Raw genomic sequence first — 17,356 nt, 5'->3', positions numbered from 1 at the left:
GGCCTGACCGTTTGCGACAAAGATCACCTGATCCGCGATGCGCCGCACGTCTTCGGGGGCGTGGGTCACCATGATCAGGCTGGCGCGGGTTTCGGTCACTAGTTCATGCACCAGATCCAGCATTTCGTTGCGCAACGCGGGCCCCAAGGCGGCAAACGGTTCATCGAGCAGCACCAAGGGACGGGCCTGAACCAAAACGCGGGCAAGGGCTGCGCGGCTTTGCTGTCCGCCGGACAAAGCGCCGGGTTTGCGCACGGCCAGATCATCAAGACCCACGCGGGAAAGCGCGGTTGCGACCTTGGCCTTGTCCTGCGCCGACAATCGCAGATCAGGGCGCAGACCAAGGCCCACGTTTTGCGCGACGCTGAGATGTGGAAACAGGTTGTTGTCCTGAAACAGCATCGTCATGGGCCGTGCGCCGGGGGCAGCGTCGGTGATGTCGCGGCCCTGCCACAGCAATCTGCCCTTGGTGATCGGGATAAACCCGCACAGCCCGCCCAATAAGGTTGACTTGCCGGCACCCGATGGCCCGATGACGGCGTATTTTGTGGCGGGTGCAATCGACAGATCAGCGCTTAGGCTGAAGCCGTCTTGGGTTATTTCGGCGTTTTCAAGCGTCAGCATGCCAGCGTCCTCCTTTGTCGAAAGCCCAGAAAATGCCCAATGCCAATACCAGCAGGATCAGGGCAGCGCCCGATGCGGCCTCCATCTGGTAGCTGCCCATCAGGCGGTACATTTGCAACGGCAACGTGGTGCGGTCCGGATCGGCGAACAATGCGATCACCCCCAGATCACCCATCGACAGCGCCCCCGTCAGCCCGGCGGCAAAGCCGATTTGCGGACGCAAGCGCGGCAGGATGACCCACCGCCAAAGCGGCCAGCCTTGCAGGGCCAGCGTTTGGGACAGACGCCCATAGACCTGAACCGTATCGCGCAGCGGCGGGACCAGTATGCGCAGTGCAAAAGGCAGCGCCATCAACGCATTGACCAACGCCGTCACGGGCAAAGCCAGCGCAAATGGGTCCGCTACCGGATTGATCAATATAAACCACCCTGTGCCGATCATCAGCGGGGATGCGGCAAGGCCGAACAAGCCCACCCCTTCAATTCCGCCCCGCCGCGCCGAGGCGATCCAACCCGCCAACGGCAAAACCAGCACCAAAAGGAGCGTCACGCTGATCAAAGCGACACCGATGGATGTGGCTGCGGCCTGCCAAACGCTGGCGGGCGTGGTTGGCAGCCCAAGTAGCCCGCGCCAGACCACGGCAATCAAAGGCAGCAGTAAAAAACCAGCACCGATTCCGATGGCGCAGACGTCAAGAACGCCCTGTCCACCGCCGCGCGCATCCCACCGCTGCATGGGGCGGTCGCGCCCGCCGCCAAGGCTGACCGACGGGATGATCCAAAGCGCGAGGATGGCCGCCGTCCCTGCCAGGCCAAGCTGCACCAGCGACAGAACGGCCGCGCGGCTTAGGTCAAAGTCAAACTGAAATGCCTGATAGATCGCCAGCTCAATCGTTGTGGCGCGGGGGCCGCCGCCCAAGGTTAAAGCCACGGCAAAACTGGTCAAACAAATCACAAAGATCAACGCCGCTGTCCCCGGCACGATCTGCCGCAACATCGGCCATTCAAGCCCAAGAAAAACGGCGCGCGGCGTCAGGTTTAGCTGGGCGGCAAGGCGAAACCTTTCCGACGGGATGGTGTGCCATGCTTGCAGTAACAGCCGTGTTGCCAATGGCAGGTTAAAGAAAACATGGGCCAGCACGACCCCATGCAGTCCGTAGATTGAAACATTGGGTAGTCCCACCGCCGACAGTCCGGCGTTCAACCATCCGGCCCGGCCAAACACTGCCAGCAACCCGATCACGGCAACAATCACAGGTAAAATAAACGGCGCGCCAAGCAGGGTCACCAGAATATTGCGCCCCCAGAACCTGCGCCGTGCCAAGGCCCGCGCGACCGGAATCGCCAGCAGCGTCGATATCAGCGCCGACAGCAGTGCCTGGTAAATCGTGAAACGTATTGCGGCCCAATCAGCAGGTCCCAGACCGCTGCTGAATTCGGCGCGCGATGCGACCGCAGCCAAAGCGGCAAAGATCAGCACCACCACCAAAGCGGCAGCGCTGATCCCTGTTTTTGTGCTTATTGCGAGAGGGCGGAGAGCCATTCGGCCAGCGCCTCTTTGCGAAGGGCGGGGACGTCTTCGTTCGGGATCAACAGCGCTTTTTCGGGGGTGATCAAGGTTTCGAACCCTTTGGGCAGGCCGTCGGCAGGTATCACCGCAGGGTACATCCAGTTGGTTGTGGGCAGCGCGGTTTGCGCAGCGTCCGATACCATGAACTGCATGAACGCATCCGCCAGTTCGGGCTGATCACTGGCCGCCAGTTTGCCGACCACTTCGATCTGCATGTAGTGGCCTTCGTCAAAGGCGGCGGCTGTTTTGGTCGCGTCTTCCTCGGCGATCAGGTGATAGGCGGGGGAGGTCGTATAGCTGAGCACCATGTCGGCCTCGCCCTCAAGGAACAGACCGTAAGCTTCGGACCAGCCTTTGGTGACGGTCACGACATTGTCGGCCAGCCCTTCCCAGATTGCGGGGGCGTCATCGCCGTAAGCGGCTTTGATCCACATCAGCAAACCCAAACCGGGGGTCGAGGACCGTGGGTCTTGGATCACGATTTTCAGATCGCTGTCTGCCAGCGCTTTGAAATTCGTGGGCGGTGTCAGGTCTGTGCCGTGCACAAACGCGAAATAGCCCCAGTCGTAGGGCGCAAAGATGTCGTCGGTCCATGCGATGGGCAGGTCATAGTCGGCAGTGACGGTGGTCGGCGCGAACAGGCCAGTTTCCTTGGCGGCTGCGATCAGGCTGGTATCAAGGCCCAGCACCAGATCGGCGTCAGACCGTGCGCCCTCAAGCTTGAGCCGCGCCAGCAATGCGGCACCGTCGCCCATGCCGATAAACTTCAGATCGCAGGCGCAGGTTTCCTCGAACGCCTTTTCGATGACCGGGCCAGGGCCCCAATCGGAAACGAAACTGTCATAGGTATAGACCACCAGTTCAGGCGTATCGGCATAGGCCGATGTTGCAAGCAAGGTAGTGGCAGCAAGTGTAAGATACTTCATGGCATCCTCCAAAATGCGGCGTCAGAAAGCGTTGGAGTGATGTCCAGACCTTCCCTCCGCCGGTGTTAACCGGTTCAGGTTCAACGGGTCCGTGCGATGCACATCTCAGCCAATGGCCCCCCGAGGTGCGTTATCGGTAGAATGGTTGTCAGCAGCTTGCAAGGCGAAATCCCTTGAGGCAGGGGGGCCACCCCGTTATGGATCACGCCCAAAGGAGCACCCGATATGTCGATTAACAGCTTTGGCCATCTTTTCCGCGTGACAACTTGGGGCGAAAGCCACGGGCCAGCTTTGGGTGCCACTGTTGACGGCTGCCCCCCCGGCGTACCGATCACGGAAAGCATGATCCAGCAGTGGATGGACAAGCGCAAACCCGGCCAGAACAAATACACCACCCAGCGGCGTGAAGCCGATGAGGTGCGTATTTTGTCGGGTGTGTTCGAAGGGGTCAGCACCGGCACGCCGATCCAGTTGATGATTGAGAACACCGATCAGCGGTCAAAAGATTACGGTGATATCAAGGACAAGTTCCGCCCCGGTCATGCGGACATCACTTATTTCCAGAAATACGGCATCCGCGATTATCGCGGTGGCGGTCGGTCTTCGGCACGCGAAACCGCGTCGCGTGTGGCGGCAGGCGGTTTGGCCCGCGAGGCGATCAAAGCGATTGCACCTAATGTGCAGATCACCGGCTATATGGTGCAGATGGGCCCGCACAAGATCAACCGCGACGCGTTTGACTGGGACCAGATCGAACAGAACCCGTTCTGGGTGCCCGATGCCAAAGCGGCTGGCGATTGGGCCGATTATCTGGACGGTTTGCGCAAGTCGGGATCATCGGTTGGTGCAATTATCGAAGTAACAGCGCGGGGTGTTCCCGCTGGCCTTGGTGCGCCTGTCTATGGCAAGCTGGACACCGATCTGGCCGCCGCAATGATGAGCATTAATGCCGTCAAAGGCGTCGAAATCGGCGAAGGCATGTCCGCCGCGATGCTGACCGGAGAGCTGAACGCGGACGAGATTAGCATGGGGCCGGATGGCCCTGTCTATTCGTCGAACCATTCTGGCGGCATCCTAGGTGGGATCAGCACAGGGCAGGATATTGTCGTGCGTTTTGCGGTAAAGCCGACATCAAGCATCCTGACCACGCGCAAGACCATCACAAAGTCTGGCGAGGATACCGAGATTATCACCAAGGGTCGTCACGACCCTTGCGTCGGCATCCGCGCGGTGCCGGTGGGAGAGGCAATGATGGCCTGTGTCTTGCTGGATCACATGCTGCTGCACCGGGGTCAGGTTGGTGAAAATCAGGGCGTCATTGGCTAAGCTCGCCGAAAAATTCGAATTTTTCGGACCGGAACTTTCGAAAATTCCGGCACTTCGTCCGCGAGGTCTTGCACTTTGATAAACTGGGGCGCAAGCATCCTGAATGGCTGCTACGATGACAGAACACCGCCCCGGACGGGCCATTGCCCTTAAACTGGGGGCCGTTTTTCTATTCACGGTGATGGCCGCTGTTATCAAGATCGCGACCGAGACTGTGCCGGCCGGACAAGCCGTATTTTTCCGGTCCTTCTTTGCCTTTCCGATGATTATCTTGTGGCTTTGGCAGCGGGGTGATTTGCGGCACGGCCTAAAGCCGTCGAATTTGATGGGCCATGTCTGGAGAGGTATTTTCGGCACCACCGCGATGGGGTTGACGTTTGGCGGGCTTAGCCTGCTGCCCCTACCCGAGGTGACCGCAATCGGCTATGCAACGCCTTTGTTTACTGTGATCTTTGCGGTGCTTTTTCTGGGGGAACGCGTGCGTCTGTTCCGTCTTTCGGCTGTTGCTGTTGGATTGATTGGCGTTTTGATCGTGCTTTATCCGCGCTTTACCATCGGTGGGGATGCTGTGTCGCAGATGGCGACCTTGGGGGCGCTGATGGTCTTGGGGGCGTCAATCATGCGGGCGCTGGTTCAGGTTCATGTGCGCCGCTTGGTCCAGACGGACAGCACGGCGGCGATCGTTTTCTTCTTCTCGCTTACGGCGACTGTCTTGTCCTTTTTGACGCTGCCTTTGGGAATGCTGGTGGATTGGCCCGCGCTGACGTGGGTTATGCCGGGGCTTCAGGTCAGTCTGCTTTTGATATGTTCAGGTCTGATTGGCGGGGTCGCCCAGATCATGATCACATCGTCGTTTCGTTTTGGACCGGTGTCGATGTTGGCCCCGTTTGACTATGCTTCGATGATTTTTGCGACGCTTATCGGTTGGCTGGTTTTCAGCGAAATCCCAACGCCTGCCATTTTGATCGGCGCAGGGCTTGTGATGACGGGCGGCGTCCTGATCATCTGGCGCGAGCGGCAATTGGGGTTGGACCGGTCCAAATCCAAGGCCAGCAGCCCACCGCAAGGCACCCCAAGCTAGGCATGGTGACGTGGCGTTACTTTGGACGAAATTACGCGCCCTGATGGAAATCATGTTAACCTGAACCCCTAGACCGTGCGGAATCATCGCCAAAGAATGGTCCGCACCTCATATTTCTGGGAGGGAAAAACACATGACTTTTAGACCACTTATTGCTGCAAGTTTAGCATTAGGCTTTGCTGCAACCAGCGCTTTTGCGCAGGATTGCACGCCGTCGAAATGGGGGGCCGAAGATCAGATCGGGTCGGCCAATTTGGTAAGCGCCGAACGGACACTGGAAGCCGCAAAACTGATCAAGCAGGGGAAATCCATGCCGCTTGGCATCGTGATTGGCCCCGATACGCCCGCATTCCCCCCAAGGTCGCTAAGCCTGCAGATTGTGCAGCCGAACCAGCAGGGCGGGCAAAAGCTGTCGGGCTTTGGTTACGAGGGCAATTATAATGACGATATCATCCAAACGTGGATCGGCATCGGATCGCAACTGGATGGGTTGGGGCATTTGGGCGAGAACGGCCAATACTACAACTGTCTGGACGAGAAGGAGATTTCCGCCATCGGCGGTCTGACGAAACTGGGTACGCATGCGGTGCCACCGCTGGTCGCCCGTGCGGTGATTATTGATATGGCCAAGCATTTTGGCAAAGAGACGATGGCCGCTGGAGAGCATTTCGGCGAGGCCGACATCAAAGCTGCGATGGAGGCGCAAGAGGTCACCGTGAACGAAGGCGACATCGTCTTGTTCCACACCGGCTGGACCGATGGGATGCTGGAAAGCGAGCCAACAGCGTGGGGGTCAACCGAACCGGGCCTGAACAACGAGGGTGCGGTTTATATGGCGTCGATGAACCCGATGGCCGTTGGTGCGGACACTTGGGGGCTTGAGGCGATTCCTGCCAAAGAGGGTGACAAGGTTTTCTATGGCCACGTGACGCTGCTGAAAGACAACGGGATCTATATTCTTGAGACGATGAACACCGGCCCATTGGTGCGCGATGGCGTCAAGGAATTCATGTTCGTGTTGGGGCAGCCGCTGATCAAGGGCACAGTTCAGGCGATGATCAACCCGGTTGCGCTGTACTAAAAGCCAGCTGAAACGAATAGCGGCGCGGGGGACACGCGCGCCGCTATGCTTGGCATTAGGTGGGTTGCACCCACCCTACGTATGATTTCAGGACCGAACGAGCTTTTCGTAGTCTTCTGAAATCTCACGGGTCAGCGCGCCAACCTCAAAGGTGTAATCCGCGATTTGACCAACCGGTGTGACTTCGGCGGCGGTACCGGTCAGCCAGCACTGCTCAAAACCTTCAAGCTCTTCCGGCATGATGCGGCGCTCGTGAACGGTCAGACCTTTTTCCTTGAGCATCCCGATCACGGTCTGACGTGTCAGTCCGTTCAGGAAGCAATCCGCCAGTGGGGTGTGGACTTCGCCGTCCTTGACGAAAAAGATGTTCGCGCCGGTCGCTTCGGCCACATAGCCGCGATAATCCATAAACAAGGCATCGGAACATCCCTTGGCCTCGGCTGCGTGTTTGGACGTGGTGCAGATCATATAAAGACCCGCAGCCTTGGCGTGCACCGGAATCGTTTCGGGCGAGGGGCGCTTCCATTTCGAGATGTCGAGCTTGGCACCTTTCATCTTGGCGTCGCCGTAGTAGTTGCCCCATTCCCAACCGGCAATCGCCAGACGCACAGGGTTGCGCGCAGCGGAAACGCCCATGTCGGGACCGGCACCGCGCCATGCAACCGCGCGGACATAGGCATCCGTCCAGCCGTTAGCTTGTAGCATTTCGTATTTCGCAGCTTCGATTTCATCCACGGTATAGGGGATTTCAAAGTCGAGATATTGCGCGGATTTGCGCAAACGTTCGGAATGCTCGCGGCCTTTGAAAATCTTGCCATTATAGCACCGTTCGCCTTCAAACACCGAAGAGGCATAGTGCATGGCATGGGTCAGGATATGGACATTGGCATCACGCCAGTCGACCATCTTACCGTCCATCCAAATTTTTCCGTCACGATCATCATATGCGCCGTCCATGGTGTATCCTCCCTTTGATGTGTCGTCATTTTTACGAATGTTGCGCTAATAATATCCGAAACGGACATTTTATTACGCAAAACTTGCCGCTCGATAGCCTTTGAGCCTTGGAAAGTCAACAACCCTGACGTAAACTCCGGCCTGAAGACAGGGGAGAAAACCATGGCAGACGGACGCGGCGCATCTTCTTATACAGGTGAAAACCTGCTGTTTTTGACCGATGAACAACTGCGCCAGGCAATTGAGGCCATGTTTTTCGCGTATCGCGGCTTTACGGCTGATCCGGACCGTATTCTGGTCGATATGGCATATGGGCGCGCCCATCACCGCGCAATCCACTTTATCAACCGGGCACCGGGCACGACCGTAAATAATTTGCTAGGTCTGCTGGGTGTTACAAAACAGTCCCTAAATCGTGTGTTGCGCACTTTGATCGCGGATGGTCTTGTCAAAAGCCAAGTGGGGAAAACAGACAAGCGGGAACGGCATTTGTATTTGACCGAAGCAGGGCGCGCCCTTGAGCAAAAGCTATCTGATGCGCAACGGGTGCGGATGCGTGGTGCCTTTCGTGATGCAGGACCAGAGGCGGTCGCCGGATTTAGAACCGTGCTTGAGGCGATGATGGACCCCGAGATGCGGCACAGCTATGCAAAGCTTAAGGAGAATGGCGCGTGAGTGATATGGACGCGCACCTGCTGATCGTCGATGATGACGAGCGCATTCGGACATTGCTCCAGAAGTTTTTGATGCGGCACGGGTTTTTGGTCACCGCCGCACGGGACGCTGCCCATGCGCGGCGCATTCTGGCAGGGTTGGATTTTGATCTGATCGTGCTGGACGTAATGATGCCCGGCGAAGACGGATTAAGCCTGACACGCCATCTGCGCGAAAAGATGCAAACGCCGATCCTGCTGTTGACCGCCAAGGGCGAGACGGACAACCGGATCGAAGGGCTTGAGGCGGGGGCCGATGATTATCTGGCGAAACCGTTCGAGCCCAAGGAACTGTTGCTGCGGATCAACGCTATTTTGCGGCGTATGCCGGATACGAGTGTGGCAGATGCGGCACCCAAGGTGCTGTCGATGGGTCCTATCCGCTATGATATCGAACGCGGAGAGTTGTGGCAGGGCGATGAACTGGTGCGACTTACCGCAACGGAAGTTCAGTTGATGCGAATTTTTGCAGCGCAGCCAGGAGCGGCGTTGAGTCGGGCCATGCTGGTGGAAGAGCTGGGCCGTGATCGCGGGCAGGCGCAAGAGCGCGCCGTTGACGTTCAGATTACCCGGTTGCGCCGCAAGATCGAGGATAACCCCAAACAGCCGCGCTATCTGCAGACGGTGCGCGGTGCCGGCTATATGTTGGCACCGGATTGATTTTTGGCTGCTGTTGAATGGGGGTTTCACACCCCCATACCCCCGTGGGATATTTATGAGCCAGAGAAGATGGTGTGCGTCACTGGAAGAGGTCGCCGTGACGGGCTATGGTTTCTTGAATTTCAATGTTGAGGTGGGGCCGGGATGACGGAAACAGCTGTAGAAGAGATGAGCTTTGAGGCGGCGATGGCCGAGCTTGAGAAGGTGTTGGGCCAGCTTGAGCGTGGCGATGTGGCGTTAGATGAGAGCATTGCGCTGTACGAGCGTGGCGCGAAGCTGAAAAAACGCTGCGAGACGAAGTTGAAGGAAGCCGAAGAGAAGGTCGCGCAGATCACTTTGGATGGTGATGGTAATCCCACCGGGGTGACGGCCGTTGGCGGGGTTTGACGCCTCAATGGAGCTTGAACTGGTGCGCAGGCCGTTTGAAGAGGCCCTGAGCCACGCTGCTGATCTGGCGATTGGTCAGGTTATGTATGCGCTTGGCGGGTTGGACGGCAATATCGCCGAAGCGATGCGATATGCGGTCAAGGGCGGCAAGGGGCTGCGGGCTTTTCTTGTGATCGAGAGTGCGCGTTTGCATGGGGTCATGGATGCGCAGGCGGCCCCGGCGGCAGGCGCGATCGAAGCGCTGCATGCCTATTCGCTGGTTCATGACGATATGCCTTGCATGGACGACGATGATTTACGGCGTGGTCAGCCGACGGTGCATATCAAGTGGGACGAGGTGACGGCGGTCTTGGCTGGCGATGCTTTGCAGGCGTTGGCGTTTGAGTTGGCGGCGCAGACCGGGTGTTCGGATGCCGGGCGCATTGCACTTGTTGCCGGTTTGGCACGGGCTTCGGGCGCACGCGGAATGGTCGGGGGGCAGGCCTTGGATATTGCTGCGGAAACTGCTGCCGTTCCGCTGACCCTCAATCAGATCACGGAATTGCAAGCCGGTAAAACCGGTGCCTTGATCGAATGGGCCGCGAGTGCCGGGCCGGCTATGGCGGGCGATGATGCGGGTCCCTTGCAGCGCTATGCGCGCAATTTGGGTTTGGCGTTTCAGATTGCCGATGATATTCTTGATGTCGAGGGCGATGCCGAAACCGTGGGCAAAGCCGTGGGAAAAGACGCGGGTGCGGGCAAAGCAACCTTTGTATCTTTGCTGGGACTAGAGCCTGCAAAGCGGCGCGCACATGAGTTGATCGAGGCTGCTTGTGACGCATTGGCAGTTTATGGTGATGATGCGGAAACCTTGCGGGATGCTGCGCGTTTCGTTATTGCGCGCAAAAGCTGAGCCGGCGGAGGCCCGAGATGACTGATCGACCTGTAACACCTTTGCTTGACCAAGTGGACCGACCGGCGGACCTGAAACGATTTTCCGATGGAGAGCTGATCAAGCTGTCCCAAGAGCTGCGGGCCGAGACCATTTCTGCCGTGTCCGAGACCGGTGGGCATCTCGGCGCTGGCCTGGGTGTGGTTGAATTGACCGTAGCACTTCATGCTGTTTTCGACACGCCGCGCGACAAGGTGATCTGGGATGTAGGGCACCAGTGTTATCCGCATAAAATCCTGACCGAACGGCGCGACCGCATTCGCACCTTGCGCATGAAGGACGGGTTGAGCGGTTTTACCAAGCGCAGTGAATCCCCGTATGATCCATTTGGTGCGGCACATAGTTCGACCTCGATCAGCGCTGCTTTGGGCTTTGCTGTGGCGCGCGATCTGGGTGGTGTGGTGCCTGAAGGTCTTGGTGATGCGATTGCTGTGATTGGCGACGGGTCGATGTCTGCCGGTATGGCCTATGAGGCGATGAACAACGCGGGTCATCTGAAAAAGCGGATGATCGTAATTCTGAACGATAACGAGATGTCGATCGCCCCGCCTGTGGGCGCGATGTCGGCCTATCTAAGCCGTCTGTACGCCGAAGAACCGTTTCAGGAATTTAAGGCGGCGGCCAAAGGGGCAGTCAGCATGTTGCCCGGCCCGTTCCGTGAAGGGGCAAGGCGTGCCAAGGACATGCTGAAGGGCATGACCGTCGGCGGGACCTTGTTTGAGCAGTTGGGCTTTTCATATATCGGGCCGATTGATGGCCATGATTTGAATCAATTGCTGCCGGTTTTGCGTACGGTCAAGGCGCGGGCAACGGGGCCGACCCTGATCCATGTGATCACCAAAAAGGGCAAGGGTTATGGCCCTGCCGAGGCGGCTCGCGACAAGGGTCATGCCACCGCCAAGTTTAATGTGTTGACGGGCGAGCAGAAAAAGGCACCATCCAACGCGCCCAGCTATACGCGGGTGTTTGCGGATAGCCTGATTGCCGAGGCGTCGCGCGACGACAAAATTTGCGCAGTGACCGCAGCAATGCCGGATGGCACTGGGCTGAACCTGTTTGCGGAACGTTATCCCAGCCGGTGCTTTGACGTAGGCATCGCCGAACAGCACGGCGTGACATTTTCGGCCGCGCTGGCCGCTGGCGGGATGAAGCCGTTTTGTACGATGTATTCTACGTTTCTTCAGCGCGGCTATGATCAGGTTGTGCATGACGTTGCGATCCAGCGCTTGCCAGTGCGTTTCGCGATTGACCGCGCAGGGTTGGTTGGTGCCGATGGTGCAACCCATGCTGGTGCATTCGATGTCGCGTTTTTGGCCAACCTGCCGGGGATGGTCGTGATGGCTGCCGCAGACGAGGCTGAGTTGGTGCATATGGTCGCCACTGCCGCAGCCCATGATGACGGACCGATTGCGTTTCGCTTTCCCCGAGGCGAGGGCAATGGCGTCGACATGCCAGAACGCGGTGTGCCGTTGGAAATCGGCAAAGGCCGGATCATCGCCGAGGGCAAACGTGTCGCGCTGCTGTCATTCGGGACCCGTCTGGCAGAGGTCGAAAAAGCCGCCGAAGCGCTGCGTGCCAAGGGGATCACGCCGACGATTGCCGATGCACGTTTTGCCAAGCCGTTGGACCGCGACATGATCTTGGCGCTGGCCGCCGATCACGAGGCGCTGATCACGATTGAGGAAGGCGCAGTCGGCGGTTTCGGCAGCCATGTGGCGCAACTGCTGGCCGAAGAAGGTGTGTTTGATGCGGGCCTGAAATATCGGTCGATGGTGTTGCCAGACATCTTTATCGATCAGGCCAGCCCTGCGGATATGTATGCTGTCGCCGGCATGAACGCCGAACAGATCGAAGCCAAAGTTCTGGATGTGCTGGGCATTGCCAGCCTTGCGGCGCAGCGGGCCTGACGCGCAGGCCCGCGCTTTTTCAAGCGTCCAGCAATTGACGCGCGGCGACGACACCCAAGGCCGCTGATGCGGCTTCGCGGCCCTTTTCCACAAAATGTGCGCGGTAGATTGCGTTGTGGTGATCGGTTTCCTGATAATGATGTGGTGTCAGGGATACCGACAGCACGGGCACGCCGGTGTCGAGACCCACGCGCATCAGGCCATCAACAACAGCGGCAGCGACAAAATCGTGACGGTAGATGCCGCCATCCACAACAAATGCGGCGCAGATGATCGCATCGTATTTGCCTGACTTTGCAAGTGTTTGTGCCATCAATGGCATTTCGAACGCGCCGGGCACATCGACCACGTCGATCTGGCTGGCGGGGATGGTTTCGGAAAACCCGTCATAGGCACGATCCACGATATCGGCATGCCAACGGGCTTTGATAAAAGCATAGCGGGTGTGTGTCATAGTGATCTCCTTTATTTCGTCAGCGACACAAGTCACCCAAGGCGATCACGGCTGCGAACGGCCCCAGACGGGGACCGCAACAAACGCATTCTCTTTCATCCGGACTATGACCGTCGGCTCTGGCATCTCACCAGATCTGCTGACCAACTGCCCCGATAGGACCGTTGCGCTCGCGGGCTCGTGGCGCAAGACCACATACCGCCGGTGGGGAATTACACCCCGCCCTGAGAATGTTTGCACGTTGCCAAGGCGGGCGGGCGTCTGCAAGGTGAAAAACGACTGTTTATGAAAGGCCAAAGGCAATGCACCCCAATCCGATCTATCATGATGCCGATGCAGATCGGAATCTTGCCTTTGCCCGCGAGCGTGGCTTTGGTGTGCTTGCGGCCAATGTGCCGATGTCGGGGCCATTGTTAAGCCACGTGCCTTTTTTGCTGAATGACGCTGGGGATATGGCCGAATTGCACCTTGTGCGGTCGAATCCGATTGCGCGTGCGCTTGTCGAACCCTTGGAGGTGAAGATCGCGGTCAGCGGGGGCGATACCTATATTTCGCCCGATTGGTACGGCGTGGAGGATCAGGTTCCAACGTGGAATTACGTTGCGGTACATTTGACAGGCACGCTGGAACTGCGCCCGCCGGAAGAGCTGTTGGATCTGCTGGATCGTCAATCCGCCGCCTATGAGGGGCGGCTTTTGCCCAAGGCCCCATGGACCACGGCAAAAATGCAGCCCGAGACGATGGAGAAGCTGATGCGCATGATCGTGCCTTGCCGGATGAAAGTCACCGGCGTTGATGGAACATGGAAGCTAAGCCAGAATAAAACCGATGCCGGCCGCCTTGCGTCATCACAAGGGGTCGCAGCCCACGGTTTCGGGTCCGACACCGATATCATCGCGGCGCTGATGCGCGATAGCATAGGCAGTTGACCAAACAAGCGATTGCACAGGGCGGGTTTGGTCGCAATAGTTGGGCCAACTCTTGGAGGAGACAGTCATGAAGCTATATTATTCCCCGACATCGCCCTACGTTCGCAAAGTTATGGTGCTGCTGCACGAGACAGGCCAGATCGACGATGTGACGCTTGAGGCGATGAACACCACGCCGTTGACGCCTGACGCGGCGCTGCTGTCCAAGAACCCTTTGACCAAAGTACCCGCGCTGGAGCGCGCCGAAGGTCCGACACTATATGACAGCCGTGTTATTTGTGCCTATCTGGATGATCGCGCTGGCGGAAAGCTATATCCAACAGGGGCGCGTCGCTGGGATACCTTGACGCTCGAGGCGACGGCGGATGGTATTCTCGATGCTGCTTTGGCGATGGTTTATGAGTTGCGGATGCGCCCCGAAGACAAGCAGATGCCAGAATGGATCGAAGGCCAGTGGGGCAAGATTGAACGTGCCTGCGCCGCGCTGAACACCCGTTGGGTCAGCCAGCTTTCAGGACCGCTTGATATGGGGCAGGTCGCCGTTGGTTGCGCACTTGGCTATCTTGATTTCCGCCATGATGCCCGGAACTGGCGCAAGGGAAATGACGCCTTGGCCAATTGGGCCCGCAGCTTTGATTCGCGTGATTCGATGCAGGCGACCGCACCGCCCACGGCATAGACTGAGGAAAAGGTGGGCTTTAACGTGTTCTCAATGCCACCCTGCGACGGTTTGCGCGGAAACGTATCTGGACGCGCGCCGTCCATCCCGCTAGATACCGACAGAATTATGGTTGCGTTTCGACGCCACCCGAAATTTTCTTGGCCGCCTCGGCCCTTGATTTGGAGTTAACCCGTGTCCCAAGCAGAAGATCACGCAGGCACCCGGAGGGATTTCCTCTATTACGCCACAGCAGGTACAGGTGCGGTCGCCGTCGGCGCGGCTGTCTGGCCCTTGGTCAATCAGATGAACCCGTCAGCAGATGTCAAAGCGCTTTCGTCGATTCGCGTCGATGTTTCATCCGTAGAACCTGGTACGCAGTTGACCGTTAAATGGCTGGGCAAGCCGGTGTTCATTCGCCGCCGCACAGAAGCAGAGATCGAAGAAGCCCGTGCTGTTGAGATTTCTGCGCTCCCGGATCAAGGTGCAGAAAACGCCAACATCGCAGCGGGCGCACCCGCAACGGATGAAAACCGTGCCATGGTCGGCCAGGAAGAATGGTTGGTCATGATGGGTGTTTGTACGCATCTTGGCTGCGTGCCTTTGGGCGATGCTGGTGATTTTGGCGGTTGGTTCTGCCCTTGCCACGGGTCGCACTACGATACTGCGGGTCGCATCCGCAAAGGTCCAGCGCCGCGCAACCTGCCGGTGCCGCTTGCTGAATTCGTGGACGAAACCACGATTAAACTGGGTTAAGGGAGAACTAGAATGGCTGGAATTCCTCACGACCATTACGAGCCGAAAACAGACGGGCAAAAGTGGCTTCACACCCGTTTGCCAGTTGTCGGACTTTTGTACGACACATTGATGATCCCGACACCAAAGAACCTGAACTGGATGTGGATCTGGGGCATCGTTCTGACGTTCTGTCTGGCGCTGCAAATCATCACCGGTATCGTTTTGGCGATGCACTACACGCCCCATGTTGATCAGGCTTTCGCGTCTGTTGAACACATCATGCGCAACGTAAACGGTGGCTATATGCTGCGCTATATGCACATGAACGGCGCTTCGTTGTTCTTTGTGGCAGTTTATGCCCACATCTTCCGCGGTCTTTACTACGGGTCCTACAAGGCACCCCGCGAGATCACATGGATCATCGGTATGTTGATCTATCTGCTGATGATGGCAACCGGCTTTATGGGTTATGTTTTGCCTTGGGGTCAGATGTCCTTCTGGGGTGCGACAGTTATTACCGGTCTGTTCGGTGCGATCCCGTTCATTGGTGACAGCTTGCAGACGCTTCTGCTGGGTGGTCCTGCGGTGGATAACGCCACGCTGAACCGTTTCTTCAGCTTGCACTACCTTCTGCCCTTCGTGATTGCCGGCCTCGTGATCGTGCATATCTGGGCGTTCCACACCACGGGCAACAACAACCCGACAGGTGTCGAGGTGCGTCGCGGTTCCAAAGAAGAAGCGCAAAAAGACACACTGCCGTTCTGGCCCTACTTCGTGATCAAGGACTTGTTCGCGCTGGCGGTTATTCTGGCGGTATTCTTTGCTATCGTAGGCTTTATGCCGAACTATCTGGGCCACCCCGACAACTACATCGAGGCGAACCCGCTTTCGACACCTGCGCACATCGTTCCTGAATGGTACTTCTTGCCCTTCTACGCGATCCTGCGTGCCTTCACCGCCGAAGTATGGGTCGTGCAGATCGCGTCTTTCGTGACCGGTGGCATCATCGACGCCAAGTTCTTTGGTGTTCTGGCGATGTTCGGTGCGATCGCTGTTATGGCGCTGGTGCCATGGCTTGATACATCGTCTGTTCGGTCGGGCCGGTATCGTCCCATGTTCAAGTGGTGGTTCGCGCTGCTGGTTATCGACTTCTTTGCCCTGATGTGGCTGGGTGCGATGCCTGCGGAAGAACCCTATGCCAGCTTGTCGCTGATCGCATCAGCCTATTGGTTCGGCTACTTTTTGGTGATCCTACCACTGTTGGGTGTGATCGAAAAACCAATGGCACAGCCCGATACCATCGAAGCTGATTTCGCCAAGAATAAAGCTGCGAAAACGGGCGGTACCAAGACGCTTGTAACGCCGGCTGAATAAGGACCATGACAATGATCAAGAAAACAATCATCTCGGCTGTTGTCGCCATGGGCCTTACAAGCTCCGCTGCTTTTGCGGCTGGTGCAGAAGCACATGTCGAAAACTATGACTTCTCTTTCGAAGGGCCTTTTGGGGCCTTCGACGTCAACCAGCTGCAGCGTGGCCTGAAGGTTTATACTCAGGTCTGTTCGGCCTGCCACGGTCTGACGTATGTTCCGATCCGGACATTGTCAGACGATGGTGGTCCACAGCTTCCTGAAGATCAGGTGCGCGCATATGCGGCTAACTTTGAGGTGTTCGATGCCAGCTTGGACGATTTCCGTCCGGCAACGCCGGTTGACCACTTTCCGGGCTCTGCGCTTGAAACTGCACCTGACCTTAGCCTGATGGCGAAGAAGCGTGCTGGTTTCCACGGCCCCTATGGCCTTGGCATCAACCAGTTCTTCAAGGGCATGGGTGGCCCCGAGTATATCGCGTCTTTGCTGACCGGGTATGAGGAAGCACCTGAATGCGCCCCTGAAGATTTCCCAGGGTCGTATAACAAAGCGTTTCCAAACGGTGGTATTCCCGAGGAATGTAAAGATGAGCACGGGCACGTCACAATCGAGGGCAGCTGGATCGCAATGGCGCAGCCGCTCTACGGTGATGATGTCGAATTCGATGATGGTCACGAGGCCACCATCGAAAGCGAAGCGATGGATGTGTCTGCGTTCTTGATGTGGACAGCCGAGCCAAAATTGATGGCGCGCAAGCAGGCTGGTTTTGCCGGCGTTGTTTTCCTGACCCTTTTGTCGGTACTTTTGTACCTCACCAACAAGCGTCTTTGGGCACCGGTAAAGCGTAAAGAAGACTAACGTCTTCTTTCACATCGCTCTGCGATTGAAAAATGAAAGGCCTTCCGGATCTGAATGGTGCACCCCAATCAGCCACCGATCCATTGGGGCGGTGCCTTGATGTGGCGCGGCACAACGCGGGCCAAGCCCAGCCGGACGGGGTCGTCCTTTATCGGGTTGGGCACGCATCTGCAAAGGATAGTGATT

General features: G+C 57.6%; 18 protein-coding genes, 1 pseudogene and 2 riboswitches. Of the genes and pseudogenes, 14 read left to right on the top strand and 5 right to left on the bottom strand.

The genetic code is table 11. The features are described 5' to 3' along the window. The 3 genes from ABYT07_RS11705 to thiB form a co-directional block, all read right to left on the bottom strand. Nucleotides 1-624, bottom strand: a 624-nt coding sequence (locus tag ABYT07_RS11705) for an ATP-binding cassette domain-containing protein (RefSeq protein ID WP_372991850.1), incomplete at its 3' end; no start/stop codon positions are given. Continuing rightward, on the bottom strand, nt 611-2,167 hold the full coding sequence (locus ABYT07_RS11700) for a thiamine/thiamine pyrophosphate ABC transporter permease ThiP (RefSeq protein ID WP_372991849.1): 1,557 nt from the start codon (nt 2,165-2,167) through the stop codon (nt 611-613). The genes ABYT07_RS11705 and ABYT07_RS11700, both read right to left, overlap by 14 nt. Further along, a complete protein-coding gene (gene thiB / locus ABYT07_RS11695; protein ID WP_372991848.1) occupies nt 2,143-3,120 on the bottom strand; it encodes a thiamine ABC transporter substrate binding subunit in 978 nt (325 codons plus the stop codon). The genes ABYT07_RS11700 and thiB overlap by 25 nt, the downstream gene beginning before the upstream one ends. A gap of 34 nt (nt 3,121-3,154) precedes the next feature. Further along, nucleotides 3,155-3,253: riboswitch (TPP riboswitch) on the bottom strand. Between the two features lie 92 nt (nt 3,254-3,345). Here thiB and aroC point away from each other — a divergent pair. The 3 genes from aroC to ABYT07_RS11680 all read left to right on the top strand — a co-directional run bounded on the left by aroC (nt 3,346) and on the right by ABYT07_RS11680 (nt 6,608). Next, on the top strand, nt 3,346-4,446 hold the full coding sequence (gene aroC / locus ABYT07_RS11690) for a chorismate synthase (RefSeq protein WP_372991847.1): 1,101 nt from the start codon (nt 3,346-3,348) through the stop codon (nt 4,444-4,446). 103 nt (nt 4,447-4,549) lie between these two features. Then, nucleotides 4,550-5,527, top strand: a complete 978-nt coding sequence (locus tag ABYT07_RS11685; RefSeq protein WP_372991846.1) for a DMT family transporter — start codon at nt 4,550-4,552, stop codon at nt 5,525-5,527. 133 nt (nt 5,528-5,660) lie between these two features. Continuing rightward, nucleotides 5,661-6,608 (top strand): cyclase family protein, encoded by a 948-nt coding sequence (locus tag ABYT07_RS11680; protein WP_372991845.1) that lies wholly within the window; start codon nt 5,661-5,663, stop codon nt 6,606-6,608. A gap of 87 nt (nt 6,609-6,695) precedes the next feature. Here the strand turns inward: ABYT07_RS11680 and ABYT07_RS11675 are convergent, their stop codons facing one another. Further along, nucleotides 6,696-7,565, bottom strand: coding sequence for a branched-chain amino acid aminotransferase (locus ABYT07_RS11675; protein ID WP_176249788.1), 870 nt, complete (start codon nt 7,563-7,565; stop codon nt 6,696-6,698). A gap of 162 nt (nt 7,566-7,727) precedes the next feature. Here ABYT07_RS11675 and ABYT07_RS11670 point away from each other — a divergent pair, with 162 nt between their 5' ends. The 5 genes from ABYT07_RS11670 (at nt 7,728) to dxs (ending at nt 12,163) form a co-directional block, all read left to right on the top strand. Continuing rightward, on the top strand, nt 7,728-8,240 hold the full coding sequence (locus ABYT07_RS11670) for a MarR family winged helix-turn-helix transcriptional regulator (protein WP_372991844.1): 513 nt from the start codon (nt 7,728-7,730) through the stop codon (nt 8,238-8,240). After that, the gene (locus ABYT07_RS11665; protein ID WP_372991843.1) at nt 8,237-8,938 is read left to right on the top strand and encodes a response regulator; all 702 of its coding nucleotides are present in this window, start codon (nt 8,237-8,239) and stop codon (nt 8,936-8,938) included. Before ABYT07_RS11670 ends, ABYT07_RS11665 begins: the two co-directional genes overlap by 4 nt. A 144-nt stretch (nt 8,939-9,082) precedes the next feature. Next, a complete protein-coding gene (locus ABYT07_RS11660; RefSeq protein ID WP_372991842.1) occupies nt 9,083-9,325 on the top strand; it encodes an exodeoxyribonuclease VII small subunit in 243 nt (80 codons plus the stop codon). Then, entirely contained in the window at nt 9,312-10,217 is a 906-nt protein-coding gene (locus ABYT07_RS11655; RefSeq protein ID WP_372991841.1) for a polyprenyl synthetase family protein, read from the top strand. Before ABYT07_RS11660 ends, ABYT07_RS11655 begins: the two co-directional genes overlap by 14 nt. A 17-nt stretch (nt 10,218-10,234) precedes the next feature. Beyond that, a complete protein-coding gene (gene dxs / locus ABYT07_RS11650; RefSeq protein ID WP_372991840.1) occupies nt 10,235-12,163 on the top strand; it encodes a 1-deoxy-D-xylulose-5-phosphate synthase in 1,929 nt (642 codons plus the stop codon). A gap of 19 nt (nt 12,164-12,182) precedes the next feature. Here the strand turns inward: dxs and ABYT07_RS11645 are convergent, their stop codons facing one another. Beyond that, nucleotides 12,183-12,617 carry a 6,7-dimethyl-8-ribityllumazine synthase gene (locus ABYT07_RS11645; RefSeq protein ID WP_372991839.1) on the bottom strand — a complete coding sequence of 145 codons (435 nt, stop codon included), beginning with the start codon at nt 12,615-12,617 and terminating at the stop codon, nt 12,183-12,185. An 83-nt stretch (nt 12,618-12,700) separates the two neighbouring features. Then, a riboswitch (FMN riboswitch) is annotated at nt 12,701-12,853 on the bottom strand. Between the two features lie 66 nt (nt 12,854-12,919). Here ABYT07_RS11645 and ABYT07_RS11640 point away from each other — a divergent pair. The 6 genes and pseudogenes from ABYT07_RS11640 to ABYT07_RS11615 all read left to right on the top strand — a co-directional run. Beyond that, nucleotides 12,920-13,546, top strand: coding sequence for an FMN-binding negative transcriptional regulator (locus tag ABYT07_RS11640; RefSeq protein ID WP_372991838.1), 627 nt, complete (start codon nt 12,920-12,922; stop codon nt 13,544-13,546). A gap of 67 nt (nt 13,547-13,613) precedes the next feature. Continuing rightward, the gene (locus ABYT07_RS11635; protein ID WP_372991837.1) at nt 13,614-14,225 is read left to right on the top strand and encodes a glutathione S-transferase; all 612 of its coding nucleotides are present in this window, start codon (nt 13,614-13,616) and stop codon (nt 14,223-14,225) included. 174 nt (nt 14,226-14,399) lie between these two features. Beyond that, nucleotides 14,400-14,960, top strand: a complete 561-nt coding sequence (gene petA, locus ABYT07_RS11630) for a ubiquinol-cytochrome c reductase iron-sulfur subunit (RefSeq protein WP_372991836.1) — start codon at nt 14,400-14,402, stop codon at nt 14,958-14,960. Nucleotides 14,961-14,972: 12 nt separating this feature from the next. Further along, nucleotides 14,973-16,316 carry a cytochrome b gene (gene petB, locus ABYT07_RS11625; RefSeq protein WP_372991835.1) on the top strand — a complete coding sequence of 448 codons (1,344 nt, stop codon included), beginning with the start codon at nt 14,973-14,975 and terminating at the stop codon, nt 16,314-16,316. A gap of 5 nt (nt 16,317-16,321) precedes the next feature. After that, on the top strand, nt 16,322-17,170 hold the full coding sequence (locus ABYT07_RS11620; protein ID WP_372991834.1) for a cytochrome c1: 849 nt from the start codon (nt 16,322-16,324) through the stop codon (nt 17,168-17,170). A gap of 57 nt (nt 17,171-17,227) precedes the next feature. After that, nucleotides 17,228-17,356: pseudogene (locus tag ABYT07_RS11615) on the top strand (flavin-dependent oxidoreductase); the annotation flags it as partial.

Source organism: Sulfitobacter sp. (genome assembly GCF_041552635.1).
Classification (GTDB): domain Bacteria; phylum Pseudomonadota; class Alphaproteobacteria; order Rhodobacterales; family Rhodobacteraceae; genus Sulfitobacter.
The sequence above is the reverse complement of the archived record's forward strand: the minus strand, read 5'-3'. Positions and strand labels throughout refer to the sequence as shown.